Source organism: Aminobacter niigataensis (genome assembly GCF_014200015.1).
Classification (GTDB): Bacteria; Pseudomonadota; Alphaproteobacteria; order Rhizobiales; family Rhizobiaceae; genus Aminobacter; species Aminobacter niigataensis.
In genome coordinates, this window is the sequence record NZ_JACHOT010000006.1 from 106640 (window position 1) to 133535 (window position 26896).

Here is a 26896-nt window from a genome sequence, read left to right on the forward strand (position 1 = left end):
ACCGCGAGCCTAATGCAGGATCTGACTGAGGAAGAGCCGCGTCCGGTCATGCTTCGGCGTATCGAAGAACGCCGAAGGTTCCGCGCTTTCGACGATCTGGCCACGATCCATGAAGATGACGCGATCGGCGACGCGGCGCGCAAAACCCATTTCGTGGGTGACGCAGATCATGGTCATGCCTTCTTCGGCCAAGCCCACCATCGTGTCGAGCACCTCCGTCACCATTTCCGGGTCGAGCGCGGACGTCGGCTCATCGAAGAGCATGATCTTCGGGTTCATGCAAAGCGATCGCGCAATCGCGGCGCGCTGCTGCTGCCCGCCGGAAATCTGCGAGGGGTATTTATGCGCGTGATCCGAAATCCTGACGCGCGACAGGTAGCGCATGGCGGTTTCGTTGGCGGCCTTTCGGCTCATGCCCCGCACCGACATCGGCGCAAGGGTGCAGTTTTCCAGGATGGTCAGATGCGGAAACAGGTTGAAGTGCTGGAACACCATGCCGACTTCCCGGCGCACCTCGTCCACCGATCGTGTGTCGTCGGTAAGGGCGATGCCGTCGACAGTCACCTGGCCGCTTTGAAACTGCTCGAGGCGGTTGAGGCAGCGGATCAATGTCGATTTTCCGGAGCCAGAGGGCCCGCAGATGACCACGCGCTCGCCCTTGGCCACATCGAAATCGATGTCCTTGAGCACCTGGAATTGTCCATACCATTTGCTGACGGAACGCATGACGACAGCAGCATCGGATGTCTTAGCCGGCATGAGCATCGATCGGCTCCTTGCTTGGGGTTCTCTGCGGAATTGCCATTTCCAACGGGTCGAGCAGGACCTGCAGCGCCTGCTCATCCAAACCCAGCGACACCGCGACCTCCATGACGGTCCGTCCCGATGCGAGCGCTTGCTTGGCGATATCTGCGGCCTTGGTGTAGCCGACGACAGGCACGAGTGCGGTGGCCAGCGAGATGCTGCCTTCGGCGCCGGCGCGACAACGTTCGACATCGGCCTCGATGCCTGCCACGCAACGCTCGGCGAGGTTGGTCATGGCCCGGCCGAGTAGCCGCATCGACGTCAGGAGATTGTAGACGATCAGCGGCTCGAACGCGTTGAGCTGCAGCTGTCCACCCTCCGCCGCCATGGTGACCGCCAGGTCGTTGCCAATCACCTGATAGCAAACCTGGTTGACGGATTCCGGAATGACCGGATTGACCTTGCCGGGCATGATCGATGATCCGGGCTGAACCGGAGGCAACCGGATTTCGCCCAGCCCACTGCGCGGTCCACTGGACAGCAGCCTAAGGTCGTTGGCGATCTTGGAAAGCTTGACCGCGATCCGCCGGAGGATGCCGGAGAATGTAACAAACGCGCCGGTGTCCCAGCTCGCCTCCAAAAGGTTGCTGGCGGCTTTCAGCTCAAGGCCAGATATCCTCGACAGTTCGACGATGGCACGCTCGGCATAAGCGTGCGTCGCGTTGATGCGGGTTCCTACGGCGGTGCCGCCCAAATTCACTTCCTGGAAAAACGAGGCGACCTCTTCCAGCCGCGCGGTATCTTCCCTGAGCGTTGCGGCGAAAGCTTCGAATTCCTGGCCCAGTGTGATCGGGACCGCATCCTGCAGCTGCGTGCGGCCAATCTTAACCGTGGTCGAGAACTCGCGCCCCTTTTCCTCGAAAGCCGAGATCAGCTTGGCAAGTGCGGTCTGCAAGTCGGAACGTGAGAGCAGCAGCGCCAGCCGAACCGCCGTCGGATAGACGTCGTTGGTTGACTGGGACATGTTCACGTCGTCGTTGGGATGAACCGTCTGGTATTCGCCCTTCGGGCGCCCCAGATGCTCAAGGGCACGATTGGCGATGACCTCGTTGGCATTCATGTTGCTCGACGTGCCCGCCCCGCCCTGGAAGACGTCGACGACGAACGGCTCCATCAGCAGTCCATCGATGACGTCGTCGCATGCCTTGACGATGGCTCCGAATTTCGGTTCGGGAAGTTGCCCTGCAGCATGGTTGGAAATGACGGCTGCCTTCTTGACCATGGCGAGAGCGCGGACCAGCGTCGGAAAATGGCTGAGCGCAATGTCGGAAAGCGAGAAGTTCTCGACTGCCCGCAGCGTCTGGATGCCGAAATAGGCCTCGATGGGAACATCCCGTTCGCCCAGTGAATCGCGCTCGCGCCGTGTGCGCGAGCGATTGTCTTCGTGCCAGGTCATGATGGATCTCAGGCCGCTGCGTAAGTCTGATTTCCGGCCTTTGCGGCGCTCGCTTCGAGCTCCGACTTGGTGCCGAAATAGTCCGCCCGCACCGCAGCGCCGATCAGGTTGACGAAGAACCGCCCGGCCGAAATCGCGGTGAGCTGGTTGACGTCCTTGGAAGGCGTGATCTCGACGATGTCCATGCCGACGACGCGACCCTTCTTGACCAGGCCGTGAAGGAGCTTGCGGGTCTGGGCGTAGGTCACGCCGGCCAGCGCGGGACCGGCGACGGCCGGCATCACCGAAGGATCGATGCCGTCGGCGTCGATGGTGATGTAATAGCGGCCACCATCGGGGATGCGGTCGAGGATGGCGTCCATGCCGACGTCGTGCAGTTCATATGCGGTGATGATGTTGGAGCCGTAGGCCTTGGCAGCCTCGTATTCCTCCGGACGCGCCGTACCCTGGGCGCGAATGCCGATCTGGAAGATGTCTTTGACATGCGCCATCTCGGAGGCACGGCGGATCGGGCTCGACAGGCCGTCATGCACGCCGTTGATCTGGTCGCGCCAATCGAGATGCGCGTCGATCTGGATCAGCGTGATCGGACCCTGGTCGTCATAGGCACGCAGGACCGGAATCGGAATGCCGTGGTCGCCACCGATGATCAGGGGCAGAGCGCCGGCGGCCAGGATCTTGCGAACCGCAGCTTCCGCATTGCGGTAGTGAGCGCCGGGGTCCTTGGGGTCGCCGACGACGTCGCCGCAATCCACCGCCTTGATCGCGCGGTCGTCATAGAGCGGACCCCCGACGTCGAAATCGTACCTGTCGAGGTTGCGGACGGCGCGGTCGGTTGCCTGGCGCACGGCGGTCGGCGCCCGCGTCTGGTCGTTGGTCACTTCGTCGATCGTGTAGGCCGAACCGTAGGGAATGCCCAGGAAGGCGATGTGAGCATCCAGCGTGTCGAGATCGGTATGCACCTTGGAATAGAGCATGCTCGTGTGGCCATGCTTGGGGGCGGAGGTGAGCTGTGCGGTCATTTCGCTGTCCTTCTTAGTGGATTGGCTGTTCGGCTGCAGGGGACGAACCTTTGCCTGCAGCTGGTTGGTCGGATGTGATCTGCGAGAGGAATTCGCGCAGACGAGGATTGGTGGGGTTGGAAAGCACATCGTTCGACGGACCGGCTTCGGCCACGTAGCCTCGGTCAAGGAAAACGACCCGGTCCGCGACATGGCGCGCAAAGCCGATTTCATGGGTGACGATGACCATCGTCATGCCGGAGTCGGCGAGCTCCCGAAGAAACAACAGGACTTCCTTGACGATTTCAGGATCAAGCGCCGAGGTCGGCTCGTCGAACAGCATCAGCTCCGGTCCCATGGCCAGCGCACGAGCGATCGCGACGCGCTGCTTCTGGCCACCTGAGAGCGAAGAGGGAAACATATGAGCCTTGTCGCGCAGCCCAAAGCGTTGCAACAGCGCGAGCGCTTGTTCTTCGGCTTCCGCGCGTGGTCGTTTCTGGACTTTGATGGGGCCCTTGACGATGTTCTCCAGAACGCTGAGATGCGGCCACAAATTGAACTGCTGAAAGACGAAGCCCATCTTCGGACGCATGCGGTCGATCTCGCGATGCGACTGCATCCGCAGCTTTCCATCCGCCTTCCGCTCGCGGCCGATATAGGAGCCGGCAACTTCAACAAATCCGCTGTCGGGAGCGGTCAGGTGGTTGATGCAGCGCAGTAGCGTGCTCTTTCCGCAACCGCTTGGGCCGATGATGCAGACAACCTCGCCTGCCGCCACGTCGAAGCTGATATCGCGAAGTGCCGTCGCGCCGCCGAAGCTTTTGGCCAGGTTGGAAACCTTGAGCAGGGTCTTGGTCATGCCGGCCTCCGTGCGCCGATCAACAGATACTTGTCCGCCAGACTGGTCCGCGCCTGATGGGCGCCTTGAGCAGCGCCAAACGCCTTTTCCGCGCGGTGCATGAAATGGGCAAAGATCGCGGTGACCACCCAGTAGACGGCAGCAGTGGTCAGGAAGACTTCGAACGGCGCGAAGGTTTCGCCCTGGACGACGAGCCCCTGGTAGGTGAGCTCGGCAACGGTAATCGTGCTGAGCACCGAGGTTTCCTTGACCATCGAGATGCTGGTGTTGGTCGAAGGCGGCACCAACAGGCGCACGGTCTGTGGAGCCACGATTTCCCACAGGCCCTGGAAGTAGGACATGCCGATCGCCCGAGCCGCCTCCATCTGCCCCTTCGGCACAGCGAGGATCGCGCCGCGGATGATCTCGGCAAAATACGAACTGGCGAAGAAAGCGAGCGCGATCGTGCCGACGATGGCTTCGGGCAGGCGAAGGTTGAAGAACGGCAGCCCGTAGAAGAACAGGTAGAGCACGACGATGAAGGGGATATTGCGGAACCACTCGACATAGGCGGTGGCGATCCAGCGCAAGGTCCGGCGATGCGACAGCGCCATCAGCGCGATCGGTATGGAGATCAGGAACCCCACTGCGACGGCAGCGACGGCGATGATGATCGTCAGCCATGTGCCGCGAGCGAAAAGCGCCCAGTTGTCGAGAATGACGTTAAAGTCGAAGGCCATGACCTTATCCTCTGCGCGCGGCGAAGCGCGTCTCCAGAATCCTGCCGCTCTGGCTGATGACGAAGTTCACCGCAAACAGGATGATCGCTGCGGCGAGCAGGGTTTCGAGCGGCCTGAAGGAGGCGTTCGCCACCTGCTGCGCGGTTCGCAACACTTCCACCACCGTGATCACCGACAGCAGGGCTGTGCCCTTGACGATGGTGGTGAGTTCGTTGACCAGCGGCGGCATGATGCGGATGTAGAGCTGCGGCAGGATTACCTTGGTCCAGATGACCTTGCCTTTGATGCCGAGGGCGATCGCGGCTTCGACCGGACCGGAATCCATGCCGGACAATCCCCCGCGCATGATCTCGGTGATAAATATCGAGCTGTTGAATGCGATGGCCAGGATGCCTGCCTGGATCGGCGACAGGTCGAGGCCGAGAGCCGGCAGGCCGTAGTAGAACAGGAAGATCTGCACGAGGATCGGTGTTCCCCGTATGAAGCTGATCACGACGCCGATCACTGCGTTGAGCGGCATGATGCCAAGCGTGCGCAGGATCGTAAGTGCCGTGCCGCCGATCAGCGCCAGCACCATGGCGACAAGAGAGATCGCCAGATTGATGCCCATGGCCGGCAGGAGCTGGGGAAAGGCGCCGCCCAGGGCGGCAACGCTGAAGTCCATCGTCGTTTCCTTCGATGTCGGGGGTGGATGGCTCGCCTACAGCGCCGCTCGTCCTGTTGAGCACACAAGGACGCTGTAGGATCTTGAAATTGCGCATGGTCCCGTTCGAAGATCGTTTCCGATTTTCGTGGTCATGCCGGTCCCGGGCCCTTGGCGTCGGGACCGCCAGGGAGGTGTTAGCGAGCGCCCTCTGGCAGGTAGCCCTTCTCGGGCAGATCGTAGGTCATGCCGAGCCACTTCTGCTGCAATTCGGCCAGCTTGCCGCTCTTCTTGAGTTCGAGGATCGCTGCATTGACCGCATCGCGCAGGTCCTGGTCCTCGGGACGTACGACCCATGCATTGTAGCTCGGCACCACCGCAGCCTTGCCGACCAGCTCGAAGATGCCGGGGCGCTCGTTCATCAGGTTCTGCAAGACCGGCAGGCCGGCAAGTGCAGCGTCTGACGTGCCATTTGCGACGGCAAGGAATGAGTCATTGAATGTCGGGAACAGCTTGAGATCGGCAAAGCCTTCCCCGCTGGCCTTCAGGCGCTCATCCAGGGCCTTGGCAACCGGATCGACCGCCGAAGCAAGCTGCGTCGACACAACCTTGCCCTTCAGGTCTTCGACCGTCTTGATGTCGGCATTGCCGACCTTCTTCATGGCGTAGGCGGTGCTGTCGGCAATAGGCAAGGTGTAGGCGTAGCGCTTGGCCCGCTCCGGGTTGATGCCAACCGAGGTGGCCACGAAATCGAACTTGCCGGCAATGAGGCCCGGCAGGATGCCCTGGAAGGGCAGGTCGAGTTGCTCGACCTCTACGCCCCACTGCTTGGCGATCTCATCGAGCAGATCCTTGCCGAAGCCGACGATCTGGCCGTCCTTGACGAATTCGAAGGGCGGATAGGCAGCCTCGGTTCCAACGGTAACCTTCTTTGTCCGCTGGATCTTCTCGAGCGTGGTCTCAGCCCAGCTGGGGGCGGCATAGGAAACTGCGCAGGCCAGGCCAAGCGCTGCAATTCCGAACATGCGTCTGGTAAGCATTTGGTTCATTCCTCCAAAAAAACCGATGGCGTTGGAATATTGGAGACGGGCGTTGGGCGCAAACATAATGAATCTGTCGCATCTCCTGGAAACCGCAAACGTTCCAGCTCGGGCATTGGCTGGACGTTGTATTGGTGCGCGCAAGGATACAAAATTACACTGCAATTACAGTGCTTTATGTCACCATTCGCAAAAGATGTCGCGAAATGTTTCGCGTTGGAGCGGAGATTGACGATTACCGACATTTCTGAATAACATGATCCAAACTCATAGTAGCGGCGTGCAATGGTGACGAATTCGACTGCGCACAACCAGATGGTGGTCAGCCGGCTGGGCTTTGACCTTCAGGCTTTGGAGATTTTCATCACTGTCTGCAGGACAGGCAGCATGACTGCCGCCGCAGCCCATGCCGACCTGACACAGTCGGCAGTCTCGCGGCAGATATTGAATTTGGAGCGGCGTCTCGGTGTTTCGCTGATCGAGCGTGGTTCGCGACCGCTCAAGCCAACTCTGGCCGGTCAAAAGCTGGTCAATGTTGCCGAGCGCCTGATCGCCGAAGCATCTGCGGTACCTGCGCAGTTGCAGAGCGCCGACGTCCGGATGATCCCGCAACTGCGCCTAGGCCTGATCGACTCCTTGTCCGATCCGCTGGTTCCGATACTGATAAAGGCGCTTCGCGACCGCGTCGGCTCGATCTCGGTTGCGACAGGATTCATGGAGCCGCTACGCCAGCGGCTGCTCAAGCGTGAACTCGATGCGGTGATCTCGGCCGATCCGTTCGACGATGTCGACGGCTTCGAACGGTTTGAGCTGTTTCAGGAGCAGTTCGTGGTGCTCGTATCTCGCGGCGAGCCGCCTTTTGGAGATGAAAGCGAGTTTCGCAGCTTCGCCACGCGGTTCCCCATGATCCGCTCGGGCACCACCACCGGAATCGCCCAACGGGTCGAACAGCATTTTCGCCGAATGAGACTCGAGGTACCGCAGGCGTTCTCTTGCGACACGATTGAATCGATCGTCAGCCTGGTTGCCTCCGGCGTCGGATGGTCGATCCTGACACCAGTGTGCGTCAGAAAATGCATTTCGCTGGCGCCCGCAATCCAGGTTCTCCAACTCCCCGGAGCGGGGTTCTCGCGGCACATCTATCTGGTTGTCAGGCAAGGCGAGATGGGCAGCTTCGCCAAGCAGCTTTCGACAATCTGCCGGCGCGCTGTGCAGAAGAGCTACATGCCGCCGCTCGTCGCGGTGGCGCCATGGATGGTCGACGCGATCACGGTCGCGCAAAGCTAAGGCTGCCTGGCAGGTGACCTCAGGGTGCCGCATGAATGACAGACGGTCGTCGATTAGTAACTCGGTGCGCTCGTCCGACAGATTGTTCGCCGTCTGGATCACCAACACCTTCAACATCATCACAGGATCATACGGCGGTCGGCCACCGTGCCGCCCGCTCGCATAGGCAAGCGCCTTTTTCCAGATCAGGTCGGAACGCCTCGAAGTCCACAATCCGCCCTTCGAGCTGATCGCCCAGATCACTCAGGAACGTCCATCTTGCCTCAAGCCGTTTACTCTGGCGCTACCCTAACGCATGCTATCGAAACATCGGGAGTGTCCCCATGAGCATTCTGTCCGAACGTGCGATTTCGTCGGCCGACGCCATCGACACGGTCTTCAGGTTTTTCAGCAGCTATCGCGACGGCGTCGACGACAAGGATGTGCGCGCCGATCTCACCTTCGGCAATCCGCACGAAATGCCGCTGCCTGCTATGGTGGCGGCGATCAAGGCCCGGATGGAGCCGAAAAGCGCGAACTGGTTCGCCTACAAGACCAGCGAAGAGGAACCGCGCGCGGTGATCGCCGAGGCCCTTGGCGCCGAACTCGGGCTGCCGTTCCAACCCAAGGACATCGCCATGACACAGGGCGCCTTCGGTGCGATCGCGCTCGCCTTTTCCCTGCTGCTTGACCCCGGCGACGAATGCATCATCCCGCAGCCGGGCTGGTTCTGCTACGCCACCACGCTGCGCGCCCGCAATGCGGTGCCGGTTCCGGTCCCGCTCGCCGAAGGAACATTCGACCTCGATGTGGCCGCCATCGAAGCCGCGATCTTGCCACGCACGCGGATCGTGGTTGTCAACACACCGCACAATCCGACGGGCGTCATCTACAGCCGGGAACGTCTGATCGAACTCGCCGCCATGCTGACCCGCAAGTCGGCGGAGCTTGGCCGCCCAATCTTCATCCTGTCCGACGAACCCTACCGCCGCATCCGCTTCGACGGCGTGCCCTTCACCAGCCCCGCCGCCGTCTATCCCCATACGCTCATCGACTACAGCTACGGCAAGATCCTGCTCGCGCCGGGCCTGCGCATCGGCTACCTTGCGATATGCCCGTCCATGCCCGAGGCCGACAAGGAAGCCCTGCGTGCGGCGGCGTTAACTTCGCAGGTCGGTGGCGGCTGGAATTTTCCCGATGCACCGCTGCAATATGCGGTCGCCGATCTTGAAAGGATTAGCATTGACATCGGCGAACTGCAGCGCAAGCGCGACCGGCTGCACGGCGCGCTGACGCAATGGGGCTACAGCATGACCAAGCCAGAAGGCACATTCTACCTCTGGGGGCGCACGCCCGGCGGGGACTCGATTGGCTTTACCCGCAGACTGGCGGATCAGGGTGTCTTCGTGATGCCGGGAACGCTCTTCGACCGGCCCGCGGATTTCCGGATCAGCCTGACGGGCACTGCAGACATGATCGAGGCAAGCCTTCCTGCCTTCCAGGCTGCAACCGAACGCTAATGCGGTTTGCTTTTGGAATGAACCGGGAGATTTGCAGTCCGGGGGCTCTGATACTGTCGCCCCCCTGACGGCATCGGCGTGCCAATCCGGCCTGTTGCCGAGGATCTGCAGCCTGAGGCGCAGGATTTCATAGGCCTTGTCATTTCGTGCGTCGGGGCGCGCCGGTCCATATGCGCATCGTGCAGCACGAGGTCCTCGACATGGACCAGTTCGCCATCGAGCCACAATGACGACGCCGCATCGGCAAAATGGCTGCGCTCGACAAAGCCTTTCGCCACCGGCGATCGGGCGATGCGCTCGTCGAGCCGGACCAGCGCCTCGGTTGCCTGCATGGCCGGGCCGAATAGCTGTTGCGTGGGCAGGGACTCGATCCGGTAACTCATTGTTAACGCTATAATCGATTCTCTTTCCTAAAGCTATATATCGCATAGCTTTATCGACTGATGGTTCCTCGAAGTTGAAAAATCGCTATTGATAAACACTTCTTATCGATAGTGATTGTTTTGGCGCGTGAAACGGCTAGAATCCGGGCCAATCCCACCGGCCGTGGCCGGAAATTCCACCGGGGAAAGATGCCTCATGGCCCCAAAACGGCCCGCCCTCTCCAATGCCGACGACGTCGCCCGCCGCGCCGAGACACTGGACGCACTCGACGCCGTCTTGCCCTTCGATCGCCGCGAACAGCTGGCCGGCGTGCTCAGCGACGACGACGTCGCCACGCTGCGCCATCTCGTCCAGGCCGGGCTTGGCGACAATTCGCTGCGAGCGCTGTCTTCGGATCTCTTCTACCTCGAGGCGTGGGCTCGGGCGGCGACGGGCGAGCCCCTGCCCTGGCCGGCGCCCGAGGCGCTACTGCTGAAATTCGTCGCCCACCATCTCTGGGACAGTTCCCGGCGTGAGACCGATTTTACCCACGGCATGCCCGACACCGTCGAAGCGGCTCTCCGGTCCGAAGGTCTCCTGAAGGTGACAAACAGACCGCATGCGCCGGCCACCGTCCGACGAAAGCTGTCGAGCTGGTCGACACTGACCAAATGGCGCGGCATGCAGGGCCACTTCAACGCCCCTGGGCTCAAGAGCGCGGTCAAGCTCGCCGTGCGTGCCACCGATCGGACGCACCAGCGCAAGAGCCAGAAGGCCATCACGTCAGACGTCTTGGCAGCCGTGCTGAAGGCCTGTGCCGGCGACAGCCTAGTCGATTGCCGCGATCGCGCCTTGCTGACCACTGCCTTCGCCTCCGGCGGCCGCCGCCGCAGCGAAGTTGCCGCCCTTCGCGTCGAACATCTGGTGGAGGAGGCCCCGGTGCCGGCCGATCCAAATGATCCCGACGGCACGGAAAAGCTGCCCTGCCTGATGATCAGTCTCGGCCGCACCAAGACCGGCAACGCCGATACCGGAGCCAGCGTCTACCTGATCGGCCGGCCCGTGACTGCGCTGCAGGGCTGGATCGCCCGGGCCGGCATCAGCGAAGGCGCGGTGTTCCGCGCGATCGACCGCTGGGGCCATCTCCAGCGCCGCGCGCTGACCCCGCAGGCGGTCAATCTGATCCTCAAGCGCCGCATCGCCGAGGCTGGGCTGGATCCGGCGCAGTTCTCCGCCCACGGCCTGCGTTCGGGTTATCTCACCGAGGCCGCCCGGCGCGGCATCCCGCTGCTCGACGCCATGCAGCAGTCGCAGCACCGCTCGGTCAACCAGGCCTCGAGCTACTACAACGATGCAGAACGCAAGCTCGGAAAGGCCGCGAGACTGCTCGTCTGAACACCACGAGACGCATTTCAGCCCCAGGACAGCTGGTTTTTCGGCAGTCGTCCATCAGGGTCGATGACAGTGACCTTGTGCGGCGGCGTGCCGTCCCAGCTCCACAGGACCAGGTTGTGGTCGTCGGCGTCAGCGCCCGGTGCGAAGCTCGGCACCAGGATGCCGGCCACGCCCTGCGAATGAAGCCGGTCGTGGATCGTCCAGGATGGCGGCCGCTCCCCTTCGGCAAGGAAGCTCATCCAGCCACAAGCCATATCCTCGAAGCGGACCGACGCAGCGTCTCGGGCCTGCGGTGTGCGCAGATCGACGATGTCGTCGCAGTCGACCTCATAGGAACACAGCACGCAGGGATCAATACGGTGCGCAAAACCCTGGTTGGCTTCCTTGACCGCGGTCATGATGCCGAGTGCCAGATAGAGCGTCGGCGTGCCCTTCGGGTTGAAGCGCGCGCCGCGGATCGACGCGCCTTCGCCAGAGATCGGCTGGAAAGACCAGCGCGGGTCGTGCGCCCGGTAGCAAGTGCCTGAAAACCTCAAGCAAAACCACCGACAGCGAGGTGGTCGAGATAGTCGCGCACGGCACCGGCCTTGCCGTCCTTGACCAGGGCTTCCGCCGTCCTGCCGCCGAATGCCGGGATCGGCTGGGCCCGGTACCAGGCCATCGCCTGCTCCTTGCCGCCGGCCCATTCGGACACCCGGCTGATGATCTCGAGCATTTCGCGCACCCGTGCCTGCGTCTTGAGGGTACCGACGCGTGCCGCCTTGTAGAGCGACTCCCGCGCCAGGCCGACGGTTTCGGCCAGCTGCGTCTTGGACATGCCGAAACTGTCGGCGACGCGATCAATGGCAATCCGGCCCGAACCATCCATAAAGGTCAGCACCAGGGCCTTGTCGCCGGAGCCCGAAGCTTGAGCCGATTTTTTCGCCAGCGCAGCCATTGCCTTATCCCTTGACCGGTTTGTATGGCAACATATAGGGCAATCCCCTTTCGACTGCAATCTTGGCCGAGCTGAAATTGGCCTGGGAACTTGGGACTGGCGGAAAATTCCCGGGGTTGCCCGTCACAGCCATTGGTTTGCAGGGCGCGACGCACCTGAACGAAGCGGCTCAATCCCGCGCAGCACAACCGCTGCTGACGCAACCCGCCGGCGACCAGGCATTCTCGCGGTTCACCGGCCAGTTCCTCACCCCGCCCTCGCCTGAGCCCCTCCCCTGCCCCGAAGCAAGGCCATCAGCACCGGCCCGATGGAGAACTCGCCGGCATGCGCCTTCGCCGTCAGGCTGCGCAGGTAGCCGCCAGGGCTCGCAATCGCCTCACCCTTCTGCAGCATCGCTGCCACCATGATCGCGGCGTCCACCGCTCCCATCGCCTCGCAGGCCTGGTTCCACGCATCCGGGCTCACGCCGAGCGCGCCGCGCACCAAATTCGCCGTCTCCACCAGATCGGCCCAGCCAGAAATGCCGTTTCGTGCGTAGTCGGCAATATCGGGGCAGGCCCGCAGCACCATGCCAAGCGGATATCCCGTCGGCGGCTGGCTCCTGGTCTCCAGCTTTTGCGCCACCGTCGCTCCCTGGTCTTCTTCGAGGCCGGGTTCAAGTTCATGAGGTTGTGTATTTGAATTCTGTATGTGGCGCTCAAAATGAGACTCATTGGCGCTTGTTTTCTTCGATTTAACGTGACTTTCCAGCGCGTTACGCACCTCCTGGGCGAGCGAGGCCAGTTCGGTTGCTACGGGCTCGAGCTCAAGTCGGCTTGCAGTGCGCGGAATCTGCGCAATGATCTCGCGATATTCGAGATGCAAGCGCTGCCAATCGGCAGCAATGCCCTCTTCCAGGCCGAACGAGATCATCTTGGCAATGTCCCGGCGCAGGATGGTGATCCGCTCCCGCAGGAGCTGCAGCGCCCGCCTCTCGGCCCGAACAGCCTCGGCCATGCGCTCGAACTCCTCGGCACGTGCGAGAAGCGGCGTCAGGTCGAAGCCGAAAGCCTGTTCGATCTCGCCACCGAAACCCTTGCGGGCGTAGCGCTTGCCGTTAGGGCTGTCGCGACGCACGACCAGGCCGCAGTCGACAAGCACGGAGAGATGGCGCCTCAGCGTCGCCGGCGCCATGCCATGCGCGCGAAGCGCCAGTTGCGCGTTGGAAGGAAATACCACCAGCCCCTCCCCTTCCGCGAGATCCGCGTCCGGATGGAAGCTCAGCAGTGCGTTGAGCACCGCCAGCGCGCGATCGCTGGCACCCAGCAAGCCCTTCGCCTCGCACACGGCGCGAAACACCTGCCATTTGTTGGCGCTGGCGCCGGGCGCGCAGCCGTCGGCCGCCATCTGCCCTGCCACCATGGCAAGCGACAACGACCGCCGCCCAAAGGGCGTCGTCGAGATATGCTCGATCATCTTCGTTCACCTCTTGTCGAGGCAAGCCAAAGGCGTTCCGGAACGCGTCCAGTGGTTGACAAGTCGGTCCGGAAATGATTCTCTCACAATTGCTACATTGATGAGGGCTTCCGGAATGGCGACGTTTCGGGGGCCTTTTTCTTGCGTCTATCCTTCTGGTTCCAATCCTCTACGCACTAGGTACTGACACACTCCGCATCCGCTGGAGCGCTGCTTCCAAGCATGCGCCCGATCACCAGACGTGGAGAATTCTAGTTCTGCCGGGCCGCGTCCGCGCGCTCCTGTTCGAACCTTTGCAGCAGCCTGGGCAACTCCTCGCCGAGAAAATCCTCGAAACCCTCGGCAATCTTTTCGACGAAATCGATGCGGGCCTTGCCCTTGGCGACCGTCAGGTGTGCCACCGCCCTGCCCTTGCCGTCGCGAATTTCGCGGGCGCCGTCTGTCTTGGCGACCTTGCGCTGCAACCTCGTGAACAGCAGATTGAAACGCTCATCACTGGTTGCTTCGCGAAACCGCGCGCTGGATATCTCGTCGTTGGCCTTGACCCGGGCCGCCTCGCTCTTGAGCAGATCGGCCAGCGCCATCCAGCGCGGACGGCCGACCTTGGGCGCAGCACCGATGGCACGCACGATGTGCTCGGGCACCGCATCCGCCACCTGCAGGAAGCGTGTCATCTCCGCCTTGTGCAGCGACAGCGCATCCTGCACCAGGCCGCGTTCGAACCCCCGGCCGATCAGCTCGTGGGCGAACAGCGCACGTTCGATGAAAGAGAGATCACGGCGTTCGCTGTTTTCCTTGCCCTGGGCAAGAACCAGCTCGATGTCGGAGAGCGGCCGCACGATCGCCAGGACCGGAACGCCGAGCCGGCTGGCAGCCCGCACGCGGCGGTGGCCGTAGGCCGTCTGGTAACGCCCCTGTTTGTCGGGATGCGGACGCAGCAGCACCGGCACCTGCTGGCCGGATGCCTCGATGCTCGCCACCAGCGCTTCAAAATCGGCATCGTGGTCGCCATGGTCGAGCCGGTCGGCGACAAAGGATGCTTCGATCAATCCGGTATCCACCGGGGCCACGCGCTCGGCGGTATCGAGACTTTCCTTGAGCCGACGCGCTTCCTCGATCTCCCTGGAAAGACCGCCGAGAGAAAGTCCCATCGCCTTGACGGCACCTGAGGCGCTGCGCGCCCGTGCCGGGCTTTCGGCTTCCATCGGCTTGATCGGCGGGTTGTCGGCCGGAATTGCCGCCACCGGTGCGGGCTCGCCGGTGCCAAACAGTGCCTTGAGCTGATCCTTGCGGTTCTGTGCCATCTCAGCCTCCCTCAGCCTGCCCGGTTCCAGGCCTTGACCATCAGGCCTTCGACCTCGTCGTTGACAGCTGTCAACGACTCCATGGCGCGGTCATAGGTGGCCCGGCTGAAGCTTTCGCGCGCCACTTCGTAGAGCGTCTGCTTGGTCAGGCCGGCGTCGGAAAAAGCCGTCGACTTGACCAGCGGCGCGGTCAGCACGCGATCGCCGAACAGCGAGCGCAAGAAGCCAACGATCTGCGTCTGTGGTCCGTCATTGGGCTCGTAGCGGGTAATCAGATAGCGCATGAAGTCGAAATTGAGCTCGCCACCCGCTTCCCGCACGACCGACAACAGATCGGCCGTCATGAACAGGAACTGGCTCATCGAGGCGACGTCCAGCATCTGCGGGTGGATGGTCACCAGCACCGAGGTCGCCGCACACAGCGCCGACAAGGTCAGGAAGCCGAGCTGCGGCGGGCAGTCCATGACGACGACGTCGTAATTGTCGGCAACGGTCTGCAGCGCCTCCTGCACACGCGCAAAGAACATCGCCTTGCTGTCGCCGGCCTGGCGCGCAGCCAGCATCTGCGGCGTGGTGTGCTCGAACTCCTGCAGCTCGAGATTGCCAGGCACGAAATCGAGACCGTCGAAATAGGTCCTGCGGATGATATCGCTGAGCGGCCGGCGCTCCTCGTCATAGCGGATCGCGCCGTACAGCGTGTCGTTGCCGTTCAGGTCGAGTTCCGGCTGATAGCCGAACAGCGCCGACATCGAGGCCTGCGGATCGAGGTCGATGGCGAGCACGCGATATCCGGCAAGCGCCAAATGCTGGGCGAGATGGGTGCTGGTCGTGGTCTTGCCCGAGCCACCCTTGAAGTTGGTGACGGCAATGACCTGCATATGCTCGCCGCGCGCGGCGTCGCGGCGCGGCAGGTAGTGGCGCGCCTTGGACGGGTTCTGCTCGGCGAGATGTCGGCGCAGCCCATTGATGTCGTCGAGTGCATAATAGCGGCGCCCGCCTGCCCCCGTCTCGGGCTGCGGACCCTCGCCGGCGATGGACAGTTGCCTGAGATAACCGTCGGAGACGCCGATCAGGCGCGCTGCCTCGCCGCTCGAAAACTTGCGCAATGCTTTCTTCGAGGTCGGTGAAAACAGCCGGTCGCGCATCGCCTGCAGCTGTGCCGAAAGCATCTCGGCATCGCGGGCAATGGCACGGTCGGTCGACACGACGTCCGCCTCCTCGCTCGCGTTTTCCGCCCGTGTTTGAACAGCCCCTGCCAAGTTCTTTAGTCCCCTCTCGGCTGCCCGGCCGCGTGCTACACGACGGCCTGACAAGCCTGCTACGGTTTATGCGCCGATTCGCTGCGGAATCCGAATCCGGGTTACGCCTTCACCAGTTTTTACGTGCTGGAGCGTGGATAACGGATCGATGAAGCGGTTACGCCGGGCACATCGAAATACGTCAAATTACCGTAACAGGGTGCTGGAGCGCCCGAGTCGAGTCAACTTATTTATAGTTAACGGAAATTAACCATTGTGACGGGGACGAAACGACGTGCTGCCAGGTCGTTTCGGGGCCGTCGGGAACTCGTTGACAGCTGTCAACCGGCGTTGCGGTACCCGCGCCTGAGCTTAGAAGCGGCCAGCCGGCGCAGAGCGTCATCGGCCTGGGCGGCGTCGGCGAACAAGTCGAGGCGCCGCCTGCCCGACGTGCCGATGCGGCCCCATTCGCGGACCAGAGCCGCATCGCCGAACAGCGACGGCTCGACAGACAGCCGATAGAACCGCGCCATGTTGCGGCTCGGGTCACGACGCTGAAGATGCAAAGCTGGGGATGGCTGTTCCATGGACGCCAGAATCGCAAGGGCGGATTCTGGCGTCCAATGAAAGTGCTGAATCGGTCAGCCGGGATCGATTCAGGGCGTTGATAGGCCGGCCTAGGCCGCCTGCCCTATTGGCGCCGACTGCGAAAAGGCTGCGAGCAGTTCGGCCTTGCGCTTCTCGAAGCGCGCGACGGAAGCGAGCTTGACATGGCCATAGCCGCGAACCTCTTCCGGCAGGCAGGCGAGTTCGGTGGCCGCCGAAAGGTTCTCCGGCGCCAGCCGTGCAATGAGGTCTTCGACGAGCGCAAAATAGTCCGCGATCAGGCGACGCTCCATCTTGCGCTCGGCGGTGCGGCCGAAGGGATCAAAGGACGTGCCGCGCAGGCCCTTCAGGCGGGCGAGTACGGCGAAGACCGGCTCGATCCAGCGGCCGATGGCGATCTTGGCCGGATGGCCGGTGCGCGGATCGACGCGGGTCAGCATGGGCGGCGCCAGATTGTACTGGAGCTTGAAGCCGCCTTCGAACTGCTCGGCGAGCTTCTGCCTGAACGCCGGATCGCGATGCAGCCGCGCAACCTCATATTCGTCCTTGTAGGCCATCAGCTTGAACGCGGCCTTGGCGACCGCATGGGCGAATGCCTCCTGGCCAGGTGCTGCCCGCGTCTCGGCCTGCCGCGCCTTGTCGACCAGCGCACGATAGCGCTCGGCATAGGCGGCGTTCTGGTAGCCTTTGAGAAAATCGACGCGTCGCGCGACGATCTCGTCGAGCGTCTTGACCTCGGGCGCAGCTGAGGCGGGCAACATGCCCGCCTGGCGGCTGACGAAGTCCAGATCTTCGGCCGAGCGCCGGCCCCAGGCAAAGGCGGCACGGTTCATCGCGACGCCGGCGCCATTGAGGTCGATGGCCTTTTCAATCGCCCCGCGGCTGATCGGCACGAACCCCTTCTGCCAGGCGTGGCCGAGCAGGAACATGTTGGCGGCAATGGCGTCGCCGAACAGGGCCGTCGCGAGCTTCATGGCCGGCAGGGTGGTGAGCGCGTCCTCGCCACCGGCATTACGCAGCCGGCGCAAGGTGGCGCCTTCGCGGAAGTCGATGGTGGTATCCTTCACAAACGAAGCGGTCGGAGCGAAATGATCGTCGACCACCGTCCTGGTCCGGCCCTTGCCGAAGGTGGCGATGGCGTTCTGCGAGGCAGCGACCACGAGATCGAAGCCGAGTACCAGATCGGCCTCGCCGGGTCCGATGCGCGCGGCGTTGAGCTGCTCGGGCTGCCGCGCCAGGCGGATATGCGAGACGACCGCGCCGTTCTTCTGCGCCAGGCCAGTCTGGTCGAGCGTCACCAGCGACAGGCCGTCGAGATGGGCCGCCTGGGACAGGATCGCGCTGACGGTGATGACGCCGGTGCCGCCGATGCCGGTCAGCAGCAGGCTGTAGGGCTCGGTGCCGAGGGCAGGGCGGTTCGGCTCTGCCAATGCGGCGTCGACCCCGCCGGCGGCCTTGGCGCGCGGCTTGCGCAGGCGTCCGCCCTCGATGGTGACGAAGCTCGGGCAGAAACCCTTGGTGCAGGAGAGGTCGGTGTTGCAGCTCGACTGGTTGATGGCGCGCTTGCGACCGAACTCGGTCTCGCGCGGTTCGATCGAGATGCAGTTGGAGACCGCCGAGCAGTCGCCGCAGCCCTCGCAGACCAGCTCGTTGATGAAGGCGCGCTTGGGTGAAACCGGATAGGTGCCGCGCTTGCGGCGGCGGCGCTTTTCGGCGGCGCAGACCTGGTCGTAGACCAGCACGGTGACGCCTTCGACCTCGCGCAGTTCGCGCTGGACCTGATCGAGTTCGTCGCGATGACGCACATTGACCGAACGCGGCAACTGGCCTGCCAGCAGGTGCGGACGCTCTGAGACGACAATCACCTGTTTGGCACCCTCGGCCAGCACCTGGCCGACGATCGATGACACCGACAGCTCGCCGTCATGGCGCTGGCCGCCGGTCATGGCAACCGCATCGTTGTAGAGGATCTTGTAGGTGGCGTTGACCTTGGCAGCGATGCCGGCGCGGATCGCCAGCAGGCCGGAATGGAAATAGGTGCCGTCGCCCATGTTGACGAAGACGTGCTTCTCGTCGGTGAAGGGCGAAAGGCCGATCCACGAGCCGCCTTCACCGCCCATCTGGGTAAAGGTCGAGGTGTCGCGCTCCATGCCGATCACCATCATGTGGCAGCCGATACCGGTCGAGGCGCGGCTGCCCTTGGGCACCACGGTCGAGGTCGAGTGCGGGCAGCCGGAACAGAAATAGGGCTCGCGGTTGAGCAGGCCCGGTTCGGCAGGGGAGGGGGCTCCGACCAGCGACAACTCGGCCGCGCGGGCGGCAAGGCCGGCATCTTCAGTGCCGAGCCATTTCAAGATGGCGCGCGCAACCGACAGGGCGCCGATCTCGCCGATCGAGGGCAGGAGAGGGGAGCCGTCCGGACCGGACTTGCCGAAGACCTGTGGCCGGCGGTCGCCGGGCAGGTTGAACAGCAGCGACTTGATCTGCTCCTCGATCACCGGGCGCTTTTCCTCCACAACGAAGACCTGATCCAGCCCGTCAGCGAATTCGCGCAGGCCTTCCGGCTCAAGCGGCCAGACCATGCCGACCTTGTAGAGGCGGATGCCGAGTTCGGCTGCACTGGCTTCGTCGATGCCAAGCAGCGACAGGGCGCCCTTGAGATCGAGCCAGGATTTGCCGGTCGAGACGATGCCGAGCTTGGCCCTGGGAGAGGGCCAGACCTGCCGGTCGAGGCGATTGGCACGAGCAAAGGCGAGCACGGCCGCAAGCTTGGTCTCGAGCCTGCGCTCCATCGCCTGCTGGGCGTCGGGCCAGCGCATCGACAGACCGTCGGCGGGCAGGGGTAGGTCGGGGATGACGATCTCGAGCCGGGTCGGGTCAAGATCGACGGTCGCCGAGCATTCGACGATCTCGGTCTGGCACTTGAAGCCGACCCAGGCGCCAGAATAGCGGCTCATCGCCCAGCCGAGCAGGCCGTAGTCGATATACTCGCCAACGCCGGCCGGCGACAGCAGCGGCACCATGGCCGAGATCAGATTGTGCTCGCTCTGGTGGGGCAGGGTGGAAGACACCGCGCCATGGTCGTCACCGACGAGCAGCAGCACGCCGCCATGCTGGCTCGTGCCGACGGCATTGGCGTGGCGGATGACGTCCATGGTGCGGTCGACGCCAGGGCCCTTGCCGTACCACATCGAGAAGACGCCATCGTAGCGCGCGCCGGGGAACATACCCGTCTGCTGCGTGCCCCACACGGCGGTCGCCGCCATGTCCTCGTTAAGCCCGGGCTGGAAGACGATGTGGCTGGCCTTCAGATATTTCTTGGCACTGCCCATCTCGCGATCGAAGCCGGCCAGGGGTGAGCCGCGATAGCCCGAGACATAACCCGCTGTGTTGAGCCCCGCGGCAAGGTCGCGCTGACGCTGAACCATCGGCAGGCGCACCAGTGCCTGCGTGCCAGACACCAGGATGCGGCCGCGCTCCAGTGTGTAGCGCTCGTCGAGCGTCGAGGGCATCTCGACCACCGGGGCGCTGTTATCGGGGGACTTCACTACGGTCATTGTGGATTCTCAGGCGCTGGGCAGGGCAGGCGGCATGTCGAAGATGCGGCCCCGATTGAGGATGTTGTTGGGGTCGAGCGCTGCCTTGATGCGTCGCATCGCGGCCAGTTCGGCCGGCGTTCGCGTCAGGTGCAGATAGGCCTTCTTGTCGAGGCCGATGCCATGTTCGGCCGAGATTGATCCGCCAGACTTGGCAACACAGTCGAACACCGCCTTGGCGACCTCGTTGGGCCGGTCGGTGCGGACGACGTAGTGCAGGTTGCCGTCACCGAGATGACCGAAAATATAGGCGCGCGCCGCCGGGTCGGCGTGGGCCTGGGCAGCCTCGGCCAGATCGAGGAAGGCGCCCATGCGTGGCAGTGGCAGGCTGACGTCGAGGCTGAGCATCGCGCCCTCGGCAAACAGGAACCGGTTGCAGTCGTCACGCAACGTCCACAGGCCCTGGTACTCACGCTCCGACTGCGACAGCACGACATCCTCGACCAACCCGTCTTCGATCGCCTGCGACAGCGCTTCGGTGAACGCCTCTTCGTCGGCGCCTGGCGTCATGCCCTGGATGTCGGTCAGCACATAAACGGGCGAGGTAAGTGCAACAGGTGCCGTGAACCCGAGCGCCGAAACCATGTCGCCCATCAGCGGCGCCAGGATGACCTCGAAGCCGGACAGCAGATTGCCGAGGCGGCCGCGCAGGAACTTGAGCAAGCCGAAGGCAGCGTCGAGCGAGGGCAGCGAGCAGAAGGCCGCGGACTGGGTGACGGGTTTGGGGTGAAGCCTGAGGCAGGCCCGGGTGACGACGCCGAGCGTGCCTTCGCTGCCGACAAAAAGCTGGCTGAGGTCGTAGCCGGAATTATCCTTGGCAAGGCCCTTCATCGACGACAGCACGCTGCCGTCCGCAAGCACGGCTTCGACGCCCAAAACCTGCGCCCGGAAATTGCCATAGCGAAGCACGCGAATGCCGCCGGCATTGGTGGCGATGTTCCCGCCGATGGTCGCGGTGCCCCGCGCGCCGATGTCGACGCCGAAGACCAGGCCCGCCGCGTCGGCCCTTTCCTGCACGACCTGCAACGGCACGCCGGCTTCTGCGACGATGGTCCCCGCTGTCGGCTCGACCTCCTGCAGGGCCGTCATGCGTTCGAGCGAAAGAACCGCCTCGCCGGCCAGCACGCGCGCTCCACCCGACAGCCCGGTGCGTCCGCCCTGGACAACGAGAGGCAGACGGGCGGCATTACAGGCGTTGAGTATCTCGGCGACTTCGGACGTATTGCGCGGGCGCAGCACCAGTTCGGGCCGGGCGCCCGGCCCGCCGGAAAGGTCGTCGCTGTAGCGCGGGTCGATTGCATCGCCGGCCAGAATCGCAGCCTTGTCGAGCCGCGTCTGGAGAATGGAAAGAACCTGATTGGTCGGTCGCGCCATGATGCCTGGATGGCCCGGAGGAAGCCATTTCCGGGCGCTGTCTCAAGCAAGCTTATTTCGCTTGCAATATTTGTCAAACCTATATTGTTTATCTCCATGTCGAGACGGATGTCGGCCTGCTCAGGCCGTACCGACGGAGGACGGATGCCTATCGAATATCAGGACGTGGTGCGCACCGGCGTTGCCCGGCAGGTCGCCGACAAGATTCGCGCCGCCATTCTTGACGGCCGGCTGCAGATCGACGAACGCCTGCCCACCGAAGAGGACCTTGCCAAGAGCTTCGGCATTTCGCGGCCGACCGTGCGCGAAGCCCTGAAGCGGCTCGCAGCGCAAAACCTCATCCGTTCGCAGCGCGGACCGACCGGCGGCACCTTTGTCAGCCGCCCCGATCCCGAAGGCCTGTCGTCGGCGATAACAGGGGCAGCGACCCTTCTTGTCGGCGTCGGCGCCTTCGACATCGACGAGATCATCGGCGCGCGGCTGGAGACGGAGGCTATCTGCTCCAGGCTGGCCTGCGAACGGCGCAGCGACGCAGACCTGGCGGCCATGCGCACGGAGATCGCGCTACAGCGTGGCCCCGCGCTCAGCGACGAGGACTTCTGTGCCTCGGACGTGCGTTTCCATCGCGCGGTCGTGCAAGCCGCCGGCAACGGCCCGCTCAGCCTGATGATGTACACGGTGGTCGAGGCGTTCATGCCGATCACCAACATGATCGTTTCGCAGGTGCGCGAGCGCCGCACGGTTGCCGACTTCCACGATCGGATAGCCGCGGCACTCGAGGCGCGCGACGCGGCGACCGCCACCGCTGTGCTTTCCGAGCTTTTGACCTATCTTCGCGACAGCTACGCGACCGCTCTCAAGCGACGCGACGAACGCGAGGCCAAGCGCGGCTGACGCGCGCCCATCCGACCCCGATGATTTCTTGGAGAACGTTATGAGCGAGACTTTCACAGCATTGATGCTGGAAGACGTCGACGGCAAGCCGCGCGCCGGCTTCCGCGAGATCACCAAAGCCGACCTGCCCGACCATGACGTGCTGGTCGAGGTCGCCTATTCGAGCCTCAACTACAAGGATGGTCTCGCCGTTTCCGGCAAGGGCCGCATCGCCCGCCGCCTGCCGATGGTCGCCGGCATCGACATCGCCGGCACGGTGGTCGAGTCGCGTTCGCCGGCATGGAAGGCCGGCGACAGGGTCGTGGCCAATGGCTGGGGCATGTCGGAGACCGAGTGGGGCGGCTACACGCGCTTCCAGCGGCTGAAGCCGGAATGGCTGATCCGCCTGCCCGAGGCGTTTTCCATGGAGCAGGCGATGGCCATCGGCACGGCCGGCTATACCGCGGCGCTCTGCGTCGACGCGCTGGAGAACTGGGGCACCATCGAGCCCGGCAAGGGCGAGGTTCTGGTGACCGGCGCTGCCGGCGGCGTCGGCTCGACGGCGGTCAGCCTGCTGTCGTCCAAGGGCTATACGGTCGTTGCCTCGACCGGCCGCGCAGAGACGCATGACTACCTGCGCTCGCTCGGTGCGACGTCCTTCCTCGACCGCGCCGAGCTTTCGGCGGAGGTCAAGCCGCTGCAGAAGGAACGCTGGAGCGGCGCCGTGGATTCCGTCGGCTCGACGACGCTCGCCAATGTCCTGGCGCAGACGGTCTATGGCGGCGCGGTCGCGGCTTGCGGTCTTGCCGGCGGCCATAACCTGCCCGGAACCGTCATGCCGCATATCCTGCGCAGCGTAGCGCTGATCGGCGTCGATTCCGTGTTTGCGCCATTGCCCAAGCGCCAAAAGGCCTGGCAGACGCTGGCCGACCACCTCGACCGGACCAAGCTGTCGGCCATGACCGAGACGCACAAGATGTCCGAACTGCCCGAACTCGCCAACCGCATCCTGGCGGGTGCAGTGCGCGGGCGTGTCGTCATCGAAATCGCGTAAGGGGAAGGGAGACCATCATGAGCAGCGAAGTCGTACTTTGGGAAAAGGACGCGCAGGACGCGTTCGTCACCCTGACGCTCAACCGCCCCGACAAGATGAACGCCATGAACCAGGAACTCGGCGACGCGCTCGAGGCGGCGATCGAACGCGCGGTCAAGGATCCCGAGATCCGCGCGGTCATCATCACCGGCGCCGGGCGCGCCTTCACCGCCGGCTTCGACCTTGGCGGCGAAGACTTCGAGATGGACACCGAGGCCTGGCGCGAGGACATCGGCGCCAACATGCGCCGCATGAAATTCATCCGTGAAGCGCCGATCCCGATCATCGCGGCCGTCAACGGCTTTGCGCTGGCCGGCGGGCTGGAGCTGATGATGTGCTGCGACATGACCATCGCGGCGGAAGATGCGATGCTGGGCGAGCCGGAAGTGCGCCACGTCTCGGCGCCGCCGACGCTGATGCTGCCCTGGACCGTGCCGATGATCCATGCGCGGCATTTGATGTACACGGGCGACCTGATCGACGGTCGCGAGGCGGAGCGCATCCATCTCGTCAACAAGGCGGTGCCGCGCGACCAGTTGCGGGCGGAGGCCGAAAAGCTGGCGCGCAAGTGCGCCCGCATGCCGGGTGCGGCGATCAAGTTCGCCAAGGCCGCGCTCAACCACCAGCAGCAGACGGCGGGCCTGGAGAGCTCCTGGACCTACAACCGCGAAACCACGGCGATCCTGCATGGTTCCGAGGAAGGGCGCTACTGGATGCGGTTGCTCAAGGAGCATTCGCTGAAGGAGTTCCTCGACATCCGCGAGAAGCCGTTCCGCGACCTTGATTGAGTTCGAAACAGGTCAGGCGCCCTTGGGTGCCTGGCCTCCGCCCGCCTGCAGCGCCTCGAACAGTTCGGCATGGTTGCGCAGGTAGCGCGACTGCACGATCTGCCCCTTGTCCGACAGTTCGCCCCTGCTGCGGTCGGCCGGTGTCGTCGCCAGGTCGAAGCGGGCAATCGCCGTCGAGCCTGCGGGGTTGGCGGCGTTCCAGCCGGCGATGCGCGCGCTGATTTCGCCGATACGATCCCTGCCCGCCGCCGAGGCAAAGACCAGCGCGACCAGCCGGTCGCGGTCCTCGCCCGAAATGACGATGTCGTCGGCGAGCGGCGCGCATTGCGCCATCAGGCCGGTGCGCAACGGGCCGGTGCGCACCTTGACCCCGCTTGACAGCTTGAAATCCTCGGCAAGACGGCCATCGAAGCCGAACACCGGCATGCCGTCCGTGCGCTGGCGCAGCACTCCGGCGTCGCCGGTGCGGTAGAAACCATGCTCGTCCATCGGCAGCGGGACCGTGCGGCCCTCGATGAGATAGCAGGGCGCGATGTTGGGGCCCGAAACGCGCAACTCACTGCGCCCATCGATGTCAACCAGGGCCACGCGATGGCCGGGCAGGGGATGGCCAAGCTCGCCCGGGCGCTCCAGTGGCGCCGGCGACAGCGTGATCGTCGATGCGGCTTCGGTCGCGCCATAGCCCGACAGGATCTGGAAATCACCATGGCTGTCGCGGAAGTCGGCGAGCCGGCGCCAGAGCGAGGCGTCGATGCCGGCGCCGGCAAAGAAGATGGCCCGCAGCTTGCGGGTGAACGCCGCGGCCGCAGCCTGGTCGTTTTCCAATCGGTCAAGCAGCAGTTTCAGGCCCAGCGGCACGGCGATATGCATGGTCGGAGAGACCTCCGCCATGATCCGCACACTCGCCTCGAAGGTCGACGGGCTGGGGGCGGCGTCGACATGCATCGCGCCGCCGTTCCAGATCACCTTGAAGATATTGTCGAGACCGCCGAAGACGTGGTGCCAGGGCAGCCAGTCGACCAGCACCGGCGGGGTTTCGGCCACGAACGGCCACATCGCGGCAATGGCGCTCTGGTTGGACGAGATCATGCCGCGCGTGATCGGCACGCCCTTGGGGGTTCCGGTGCTGCCCGAGGTGAAAAAGATCGCCGCCCAGTCCTCCGGCGCGGCATCCACGTCCGTCCCAGGCGCGGCTCCGCCCATGCTATCGCACGCCAGTTCGCCAAGCGAAACGGCACTCATGCCTTCGATGGCCGGATGGCCGGAAGGTGCCACGATCAGCCTGGGTTTGGCGGCATCGAGGAACGGCTTCGTCGCTTCGCTTTCGAAACCGTCGCGGAAAGGAAAGGGCGGCAGCGCCGCATGGACGAAACCGCCTGAAAGGCAGGCGAGCTTGAGCACCAGCGCATCGATGCCGGCCGGGGCCAGGGTCGCCACGCAATCGCCCTTGGCGAGGCCATGGTGATCGGCAAGCAGCTTTCGCATGGCGCGGGCCCGGCGAAGCGCTTCGCCGTAGCTGATCGAACGCCTGACGCCGTCGCCGGGCTCGGACAGAAGCACCTGGCCTGGCTGCACTTCCGCCCATTTGGCGAGCCGTGCCAGAATATCCGGCATTTCGGCCGGCAGCGCGATCGAGCTGCGATAGACGCGGCGCCCGTCCTGAAGCTGCTCTTCGATCAGCTCCTGGCCCGGGGCCACCAGCAGGCTCATCAGGCTTCGTGCCTCTGGGGGGCATCGCCCTGTCGCGCCGAAAGCGCCTTTTCGTAGACGCTCGACTGATAGGCGATGAGTTCCTCGAAGGCGGCGGTGGCGGCCGATGCGTCGCGGGCGCGCAGCGCCTTAAGGATGTCGGCGTGCAGCGACACGACGCGGCCGCGCTCGCGGAAGCGGAACGAGATCATGTTGGTTGCCGGGATCAGCGAGTCATTGACGACCAGCATGATGAAGCGCAGCTCGTTGTTGCCGGTCGCCTGGGCGATGGCGTGGTGGAAGGCGACATCGAGCCGGCAAAACTCCTCGTCTGAGATGTCGTCGCGCTCGAAGGCCTCCAGCGTCGCCTCGATAGATTCCAGGTCGTCGGCCGTGGCGCGCTCGGCGGCGAGCTGCACGCAGGTACGGCCGAGCAACAGGCGCGCCTCGACGATCTCGTTGAGCCCGAAGACGCCAAGGCCGACAAACCAGGTCGTCATCTCCTGCAGCATCTGGCTGGCCGCGGTGAGCGACGGTGCATTGACGAAGACGCCGCCATTGGGGCCGCGCTTGGAACGCACCAGCTTCTTCGCCGCCAGGATCTTCAGAGCCTCGCGCACCGTCGGCTGCGAAACGCCGAAACGCTGCGCGATCTCGGCTTCGGAGGGTAACCGGGCCTCGACGCTGAGCGCGCCCTGCACGATCTCCTGCTGGAGCGCCGTCGCGATCTGATGTGCCAGGCTCTTGGTAGCCTGGACTGCCTGCTTGGCCTCCTCCATGCGCGTATTCTCTCCCTCGGTTGCCGCTTCTTATTATTTCAATATTACAATATCTAAATTGTTGACCGCCTGATCCAAAAATGCAAGCCTTCGATCCAACAGGGCAGCGTTTTCGACCCGCGACGCAGCCACAATAAGAACTTCAGTGGGAACATGGG

General features: G+C 63.9%; 24 protein-coding genes and 1 pseudogene. 6 read left to right on the plus strand and 19 right to left on the minus strand.

Features of this window, described 5'->3' with window-relative positions; translation table 11 throughout:
* Positions 1-9 precede the first annotated feature (9 nt).
* The 7 genes from GGQ99_RS19675 to GGQ99_RS19705 form a co-directional block, all read right to left on the minus strand.
* Entirely contained in the window at positions 10-765 is a 756-nt protein-coding gene (locus GGQ99_RS19675) for an amino acid ABC transporter ATP-binding protein (protein WP_183263844.1), read from the minus strand.
* Positions 749-2200 (minus strand): aspartate ammonia-lyase, encoded by a 1452-nt coding sequence (locus GGQ99_RS19680; RefSeq protein WP_183263845.1) that lies wholly within the window; start codon positions 2198-2200, stop codon positions 749-751. The genes GGQ99_RS19675 and GGQ99_RS19680 overlap by 17 nt, the downstream gene beginning before the upstream one ends.
* 8 nt (positions 2201-2208) lie before the next feature.
* Positions 2209-3222 (minus strand): agmatinase, encoded by a 1014-nt coding sequence (locus GGQ99_RS19685; RefSeq protein ID WP_183263846.1) that lies wholly within the window; start codon positions 3220-3222, stop codon positions 2209-2211.
* A gap of 13 nt (positions 3223-3235) precedes the next feature.
* A complete protein-coding gene (locus tag GGQ99_RS19690; RefSeq protein WP_183263847.1) occupies positions 3236-4060 on the minus strand; it encodes an amino acid ABC transporter ATP-binding protein in 825 nt (274 codons plus the stop codon).
* Positions 4057-4779, minus strand: a complete 723-nt coding sequence (locus tag GGQ99_RS19695) for an amino acid ABC transporter permease (protein ID WP_108610104.1) — start codon at positions 4777-4779, stop codon at positions 4057-4059. Before GGQ99_RS19695 ends, GGQ99_RS19690 begins: the two co-directional genes overlap by 4 nt.
* 4 nt (positions 4780-4783) lie before the next feature.
* Complete coding sequence (locus GGQ99_RS19700) at positions 4784-5443, minus strand: amino acid ABC transporter permease (protein ID WP_183263848.1); 660 nt, start codon at positions 5441-5443, stop codon at positions 4784-4786.
* Between the two features lie 176 nt (positions 5444-5619).
* The gene (locus tag GGQ99_RS19705; protein ID WP_108610364.1) at positions 5620-6462 is read right to left on the minus strand and encodes a transporter substrate-binding domain-containing protein; all 843 of its coding nucleotides are present in this window, start codon (positions 6460-6462) and stop codon (positions 5620-5622) included.
* 315 nt (positions 6463-6777) lie between these two features.
* Here GGQ99_RS19705 and GGQ99_RS19710 point away from each other — a divergent pair, with 315 nt between their 5' ends.
* The gene (locus tag GGQ99_RS19710; protein ID WP_108610363.1) at positions 6778-7749 is read left to right on the plus strand and encodes a LysR family transcriptional regulator; all 972 of its coding nucleotides are present in this window, start codon (positions 6778-6780) and stop codon (positions 7747-7749) included.
* A gap of 27 nt (positions 7750-7776) precedes the next feature.
* Here the strand turns inward: GGQ99_RS19710 and GGQ99_RS26190 are convergent.
* Positions 7777-7996: pseudogene (locus tag GGQ99_RS26190) on the minus strand (transposase); the annotation flags it as partial.
* Positions 7997-8072: 76 nt separating this feature from the next.
* Here GGQ99_RS26190 and GGQ99_RS19720 point away from each other — a divergent pair.
* Complete coding sequence (locus GGQ99_RS19720) at positions 8073-9248, plus strand: aminotransferase class I/II-fold pyridoxal phosphate-dependent enzyme (RefSeq protein WP_183263849.1); 1176 nt, start codon at positions 8073-8075, stop codon at positions 9246-9248.
* Here GGQ99_RS19720 and GGQ99_RS19725 read toward each other — a convergent pair.
* Positions 9245-9631, minus strand: a complete 387-nt coding sequence (locus tag GGQ99_RS19725; RefSeq protein WP_183263850.1) for a hypothetical protein — start codon at positions 9629-9631, stop codon at positions 9245-9247. The two genes, GGQ99_RS19720 and GGQ99_RS19725, sit on opposite strands and share 4 nt — an antisense overlap.
* A gap of 196 nt (positions 9632-9827) precedes the next feature.
* Here GGQ99_RS19725 and GGQ99_RS19730 point away from each other — a divergent pair, with 196 nt between their 5' ends.
* Entirely contained in the window at positions 9828-11006 is a 1179-nt protein-coding gene (locus GGQ99_RS19730; RefSeq protein ID WP_183263851.1) for a site-specific integrase, read from the plus strand.
* Positions 11007-11023: 17 nt separating this feature from the next.
* Here the strand turns inward: GGQ99_RS19730 and GGQ99_RS19735 are convergent, their stop codons facing one another.
* The 8 genes from GGQ99_RS19735 to GGQ99_RS19770 all read right to left on the minus strand — a co-directional run bounded on the left by GGQ99_RS19735 (position 11024) and on the right by GGQ99_RS19770 (position 21516).
* Positions 11024-11542 carry an RES family NAD+ phosphorylase gene (locus GGQ99_RS19735; protein WP_183263852.1) on the minus strand — a complete coding sequence of 173 codons (519 nt, stop codon included), beginning with the start codon at positions 11540-11542 and terminating at the stop codon, positions 11024-11026.
* Positions 11539-11943: an antitoxin Xre/MbcA/ParS toxin-binding domain-containing protein gene (locus GGQ99_RS19740; protein ID WP_246389672.1), complete on the minus strand. Its 405-nt coding sequence runs from the start codon at positions 11941-11943 to the stop codon at positions 11539-11541. Before GGQ99_RS19740 ends, GGQ99_RS19735 begins: the two co-directional genes overlap by 4 nt.
* A 246-nt stretch (positions 11944-12189) precedes the next feature.
* On the minus strand, positions 12190-13398 hold the full coding sequence (gene repC, locus GGQ99_RS19745) for a plasmid replication protein RepC (RefSeq protein WP_183263853.1): 1209 nt from the start codon (positions 13396-13398) through the stop codon (positions 12190-12192).
* A gap of 251 nt (positions 13399-13649) precedes the next feature.
* Positions 13650-14702, minus strand: coding sequence for a plasmid partitioning protein RepB (gene repB / locus GGQ99_RS19750; protein ID WP_183263854.1), 1053 nt, complete (start codon positions 14700-14702; stop codon positions 13650-13652).
* 11 nt (positions 14703-14713) lie between these two features.
* On the minus strand, positions 14714-15961 hold the full coding sequence (repA, locus tag GGQ99_RS19755; protein ID WP_183263855.1) for a plasmid partitioning protein RepA: 1248 nt from the start codon (positions 15959-15961) through the stop codon (positions 14714-14716).
* A 320-nt stretch (positions 15962-16281) separates the two neighbouring features.
* A complete protein-coding gene (locus tag GGQ99_RS19760; protein ID WP_245439995.1) occupies positions 16282-16473 on the minus strand; it encodes a WGR domain-containing protein in 192 nt (63 codons plus the stop codon).
* A gap of 144 nt (positions 16474-16617) precedes the next feature.
* Complete coding sequence (locus GGQ99_RS19765; RefSeq protein ID WP_183263856.1) at positions 16618-20103, minus strand: indolepyruvate ferredoxin oxidoreductase family protein; 3486 nt, start codon at positions 20101-20103, stop codon at positions 16618-16620.
* 9 nt (positions 20104-20112) lie between these two features.
* A complete protein-coding gene (locus GGQ99_RS19770) occupies positions 20113-21516 on the minus strand; it encodes an FAD-binding oxidoreductase (protein ID WP_183263857.1) in 1404 nt (467 codons plus the stop codon).
* Between the two features lie 144 nt (positions 21517-21660).
* Between GGQ99_RS19770 and GGQ99_RS19775 the strand changes: the two genes are divergently transcribed.
* Genes GGQ99_RS19775 through GGQ99_RS19785 form a run of 3 tightly spaced genes read left to right on the plus strand, consistent with a single transcriptional unit; the run spans position 21661 to position 24270 of the window.
* The gene (locus GGQ99_RS19775; RefSeq protein WP_183263858.1) at positions 21661-22410 is read left to right on the plus strand and encodes a FadR/GntR family transcriptional regulator; all 750 of its coding nucleotides are present in this window, start codon (positions 21661-21663) and stop codon (positions 22408-22410) included.
* 40 nt (positions 22411-22450) lie between these two features.
* On the plus strand, positions 22451-23443 hold the full coding sequence (locus tag GGQ99_RS19780) for an MDR family oxidoreductase (protein ID WP_108610090.1): 993 nt from the start codon (positions 22451-22453) through the stop codon (positions 23441-23443).
* A 17-nt stretch (positions 23444-23460) separates the two neighbouring features.
* Positions 23461-24270 carry an enoyl-CoA hydratase/isomerase family protein gene (locus GGQ99_RS19785; protein WP_108610089.1) on the plus strand — a complete coding sequence of 270 codons (810 nt, stop codon included), beginning with the start codon at positions 23461-23463 and terminating at the stop codon, positions 24268-24270.
* A gap of 12 nt (positions 24271-24282) precedes the next feature.
* Here the strand turns inward: GGQ99_RS19785 and GGQ99_RS19790 are convergent, their stop codons facing one another.
* Both GGQ99_RS19790 and GGQ99_RS19795 read right to left on the minus strand, forming a co-directional pair.
* Complete coding sequence (locus GGQ99_RS19790; protein WP_183263859.1) at positions 24283-25980, minus strand: AMP-binding protein; 1698 nt, start codon at positions 25978-25980, stop codon at positions 24283-24285.
* Positions 25980-26738 carry a FadR/GntR family transcriptional regulator gene (locus GGQ99_RS19795; RefSeq protein ID WP_183263860.1) on the minus strand — a complete coding sequence of 253 codons (759 nt, stop codon included), beginning with the start codon at positions 26736-26738 and terminating at the stop codon, positions 25980-25982. Before GGQ99_RS19795 ends, GGQ99_RS19790 begins: the two co-directional genes overlap by 1 nt.
* Between the last annotated feature and the right edge of the window lie 158 nt (positions 26739-26896).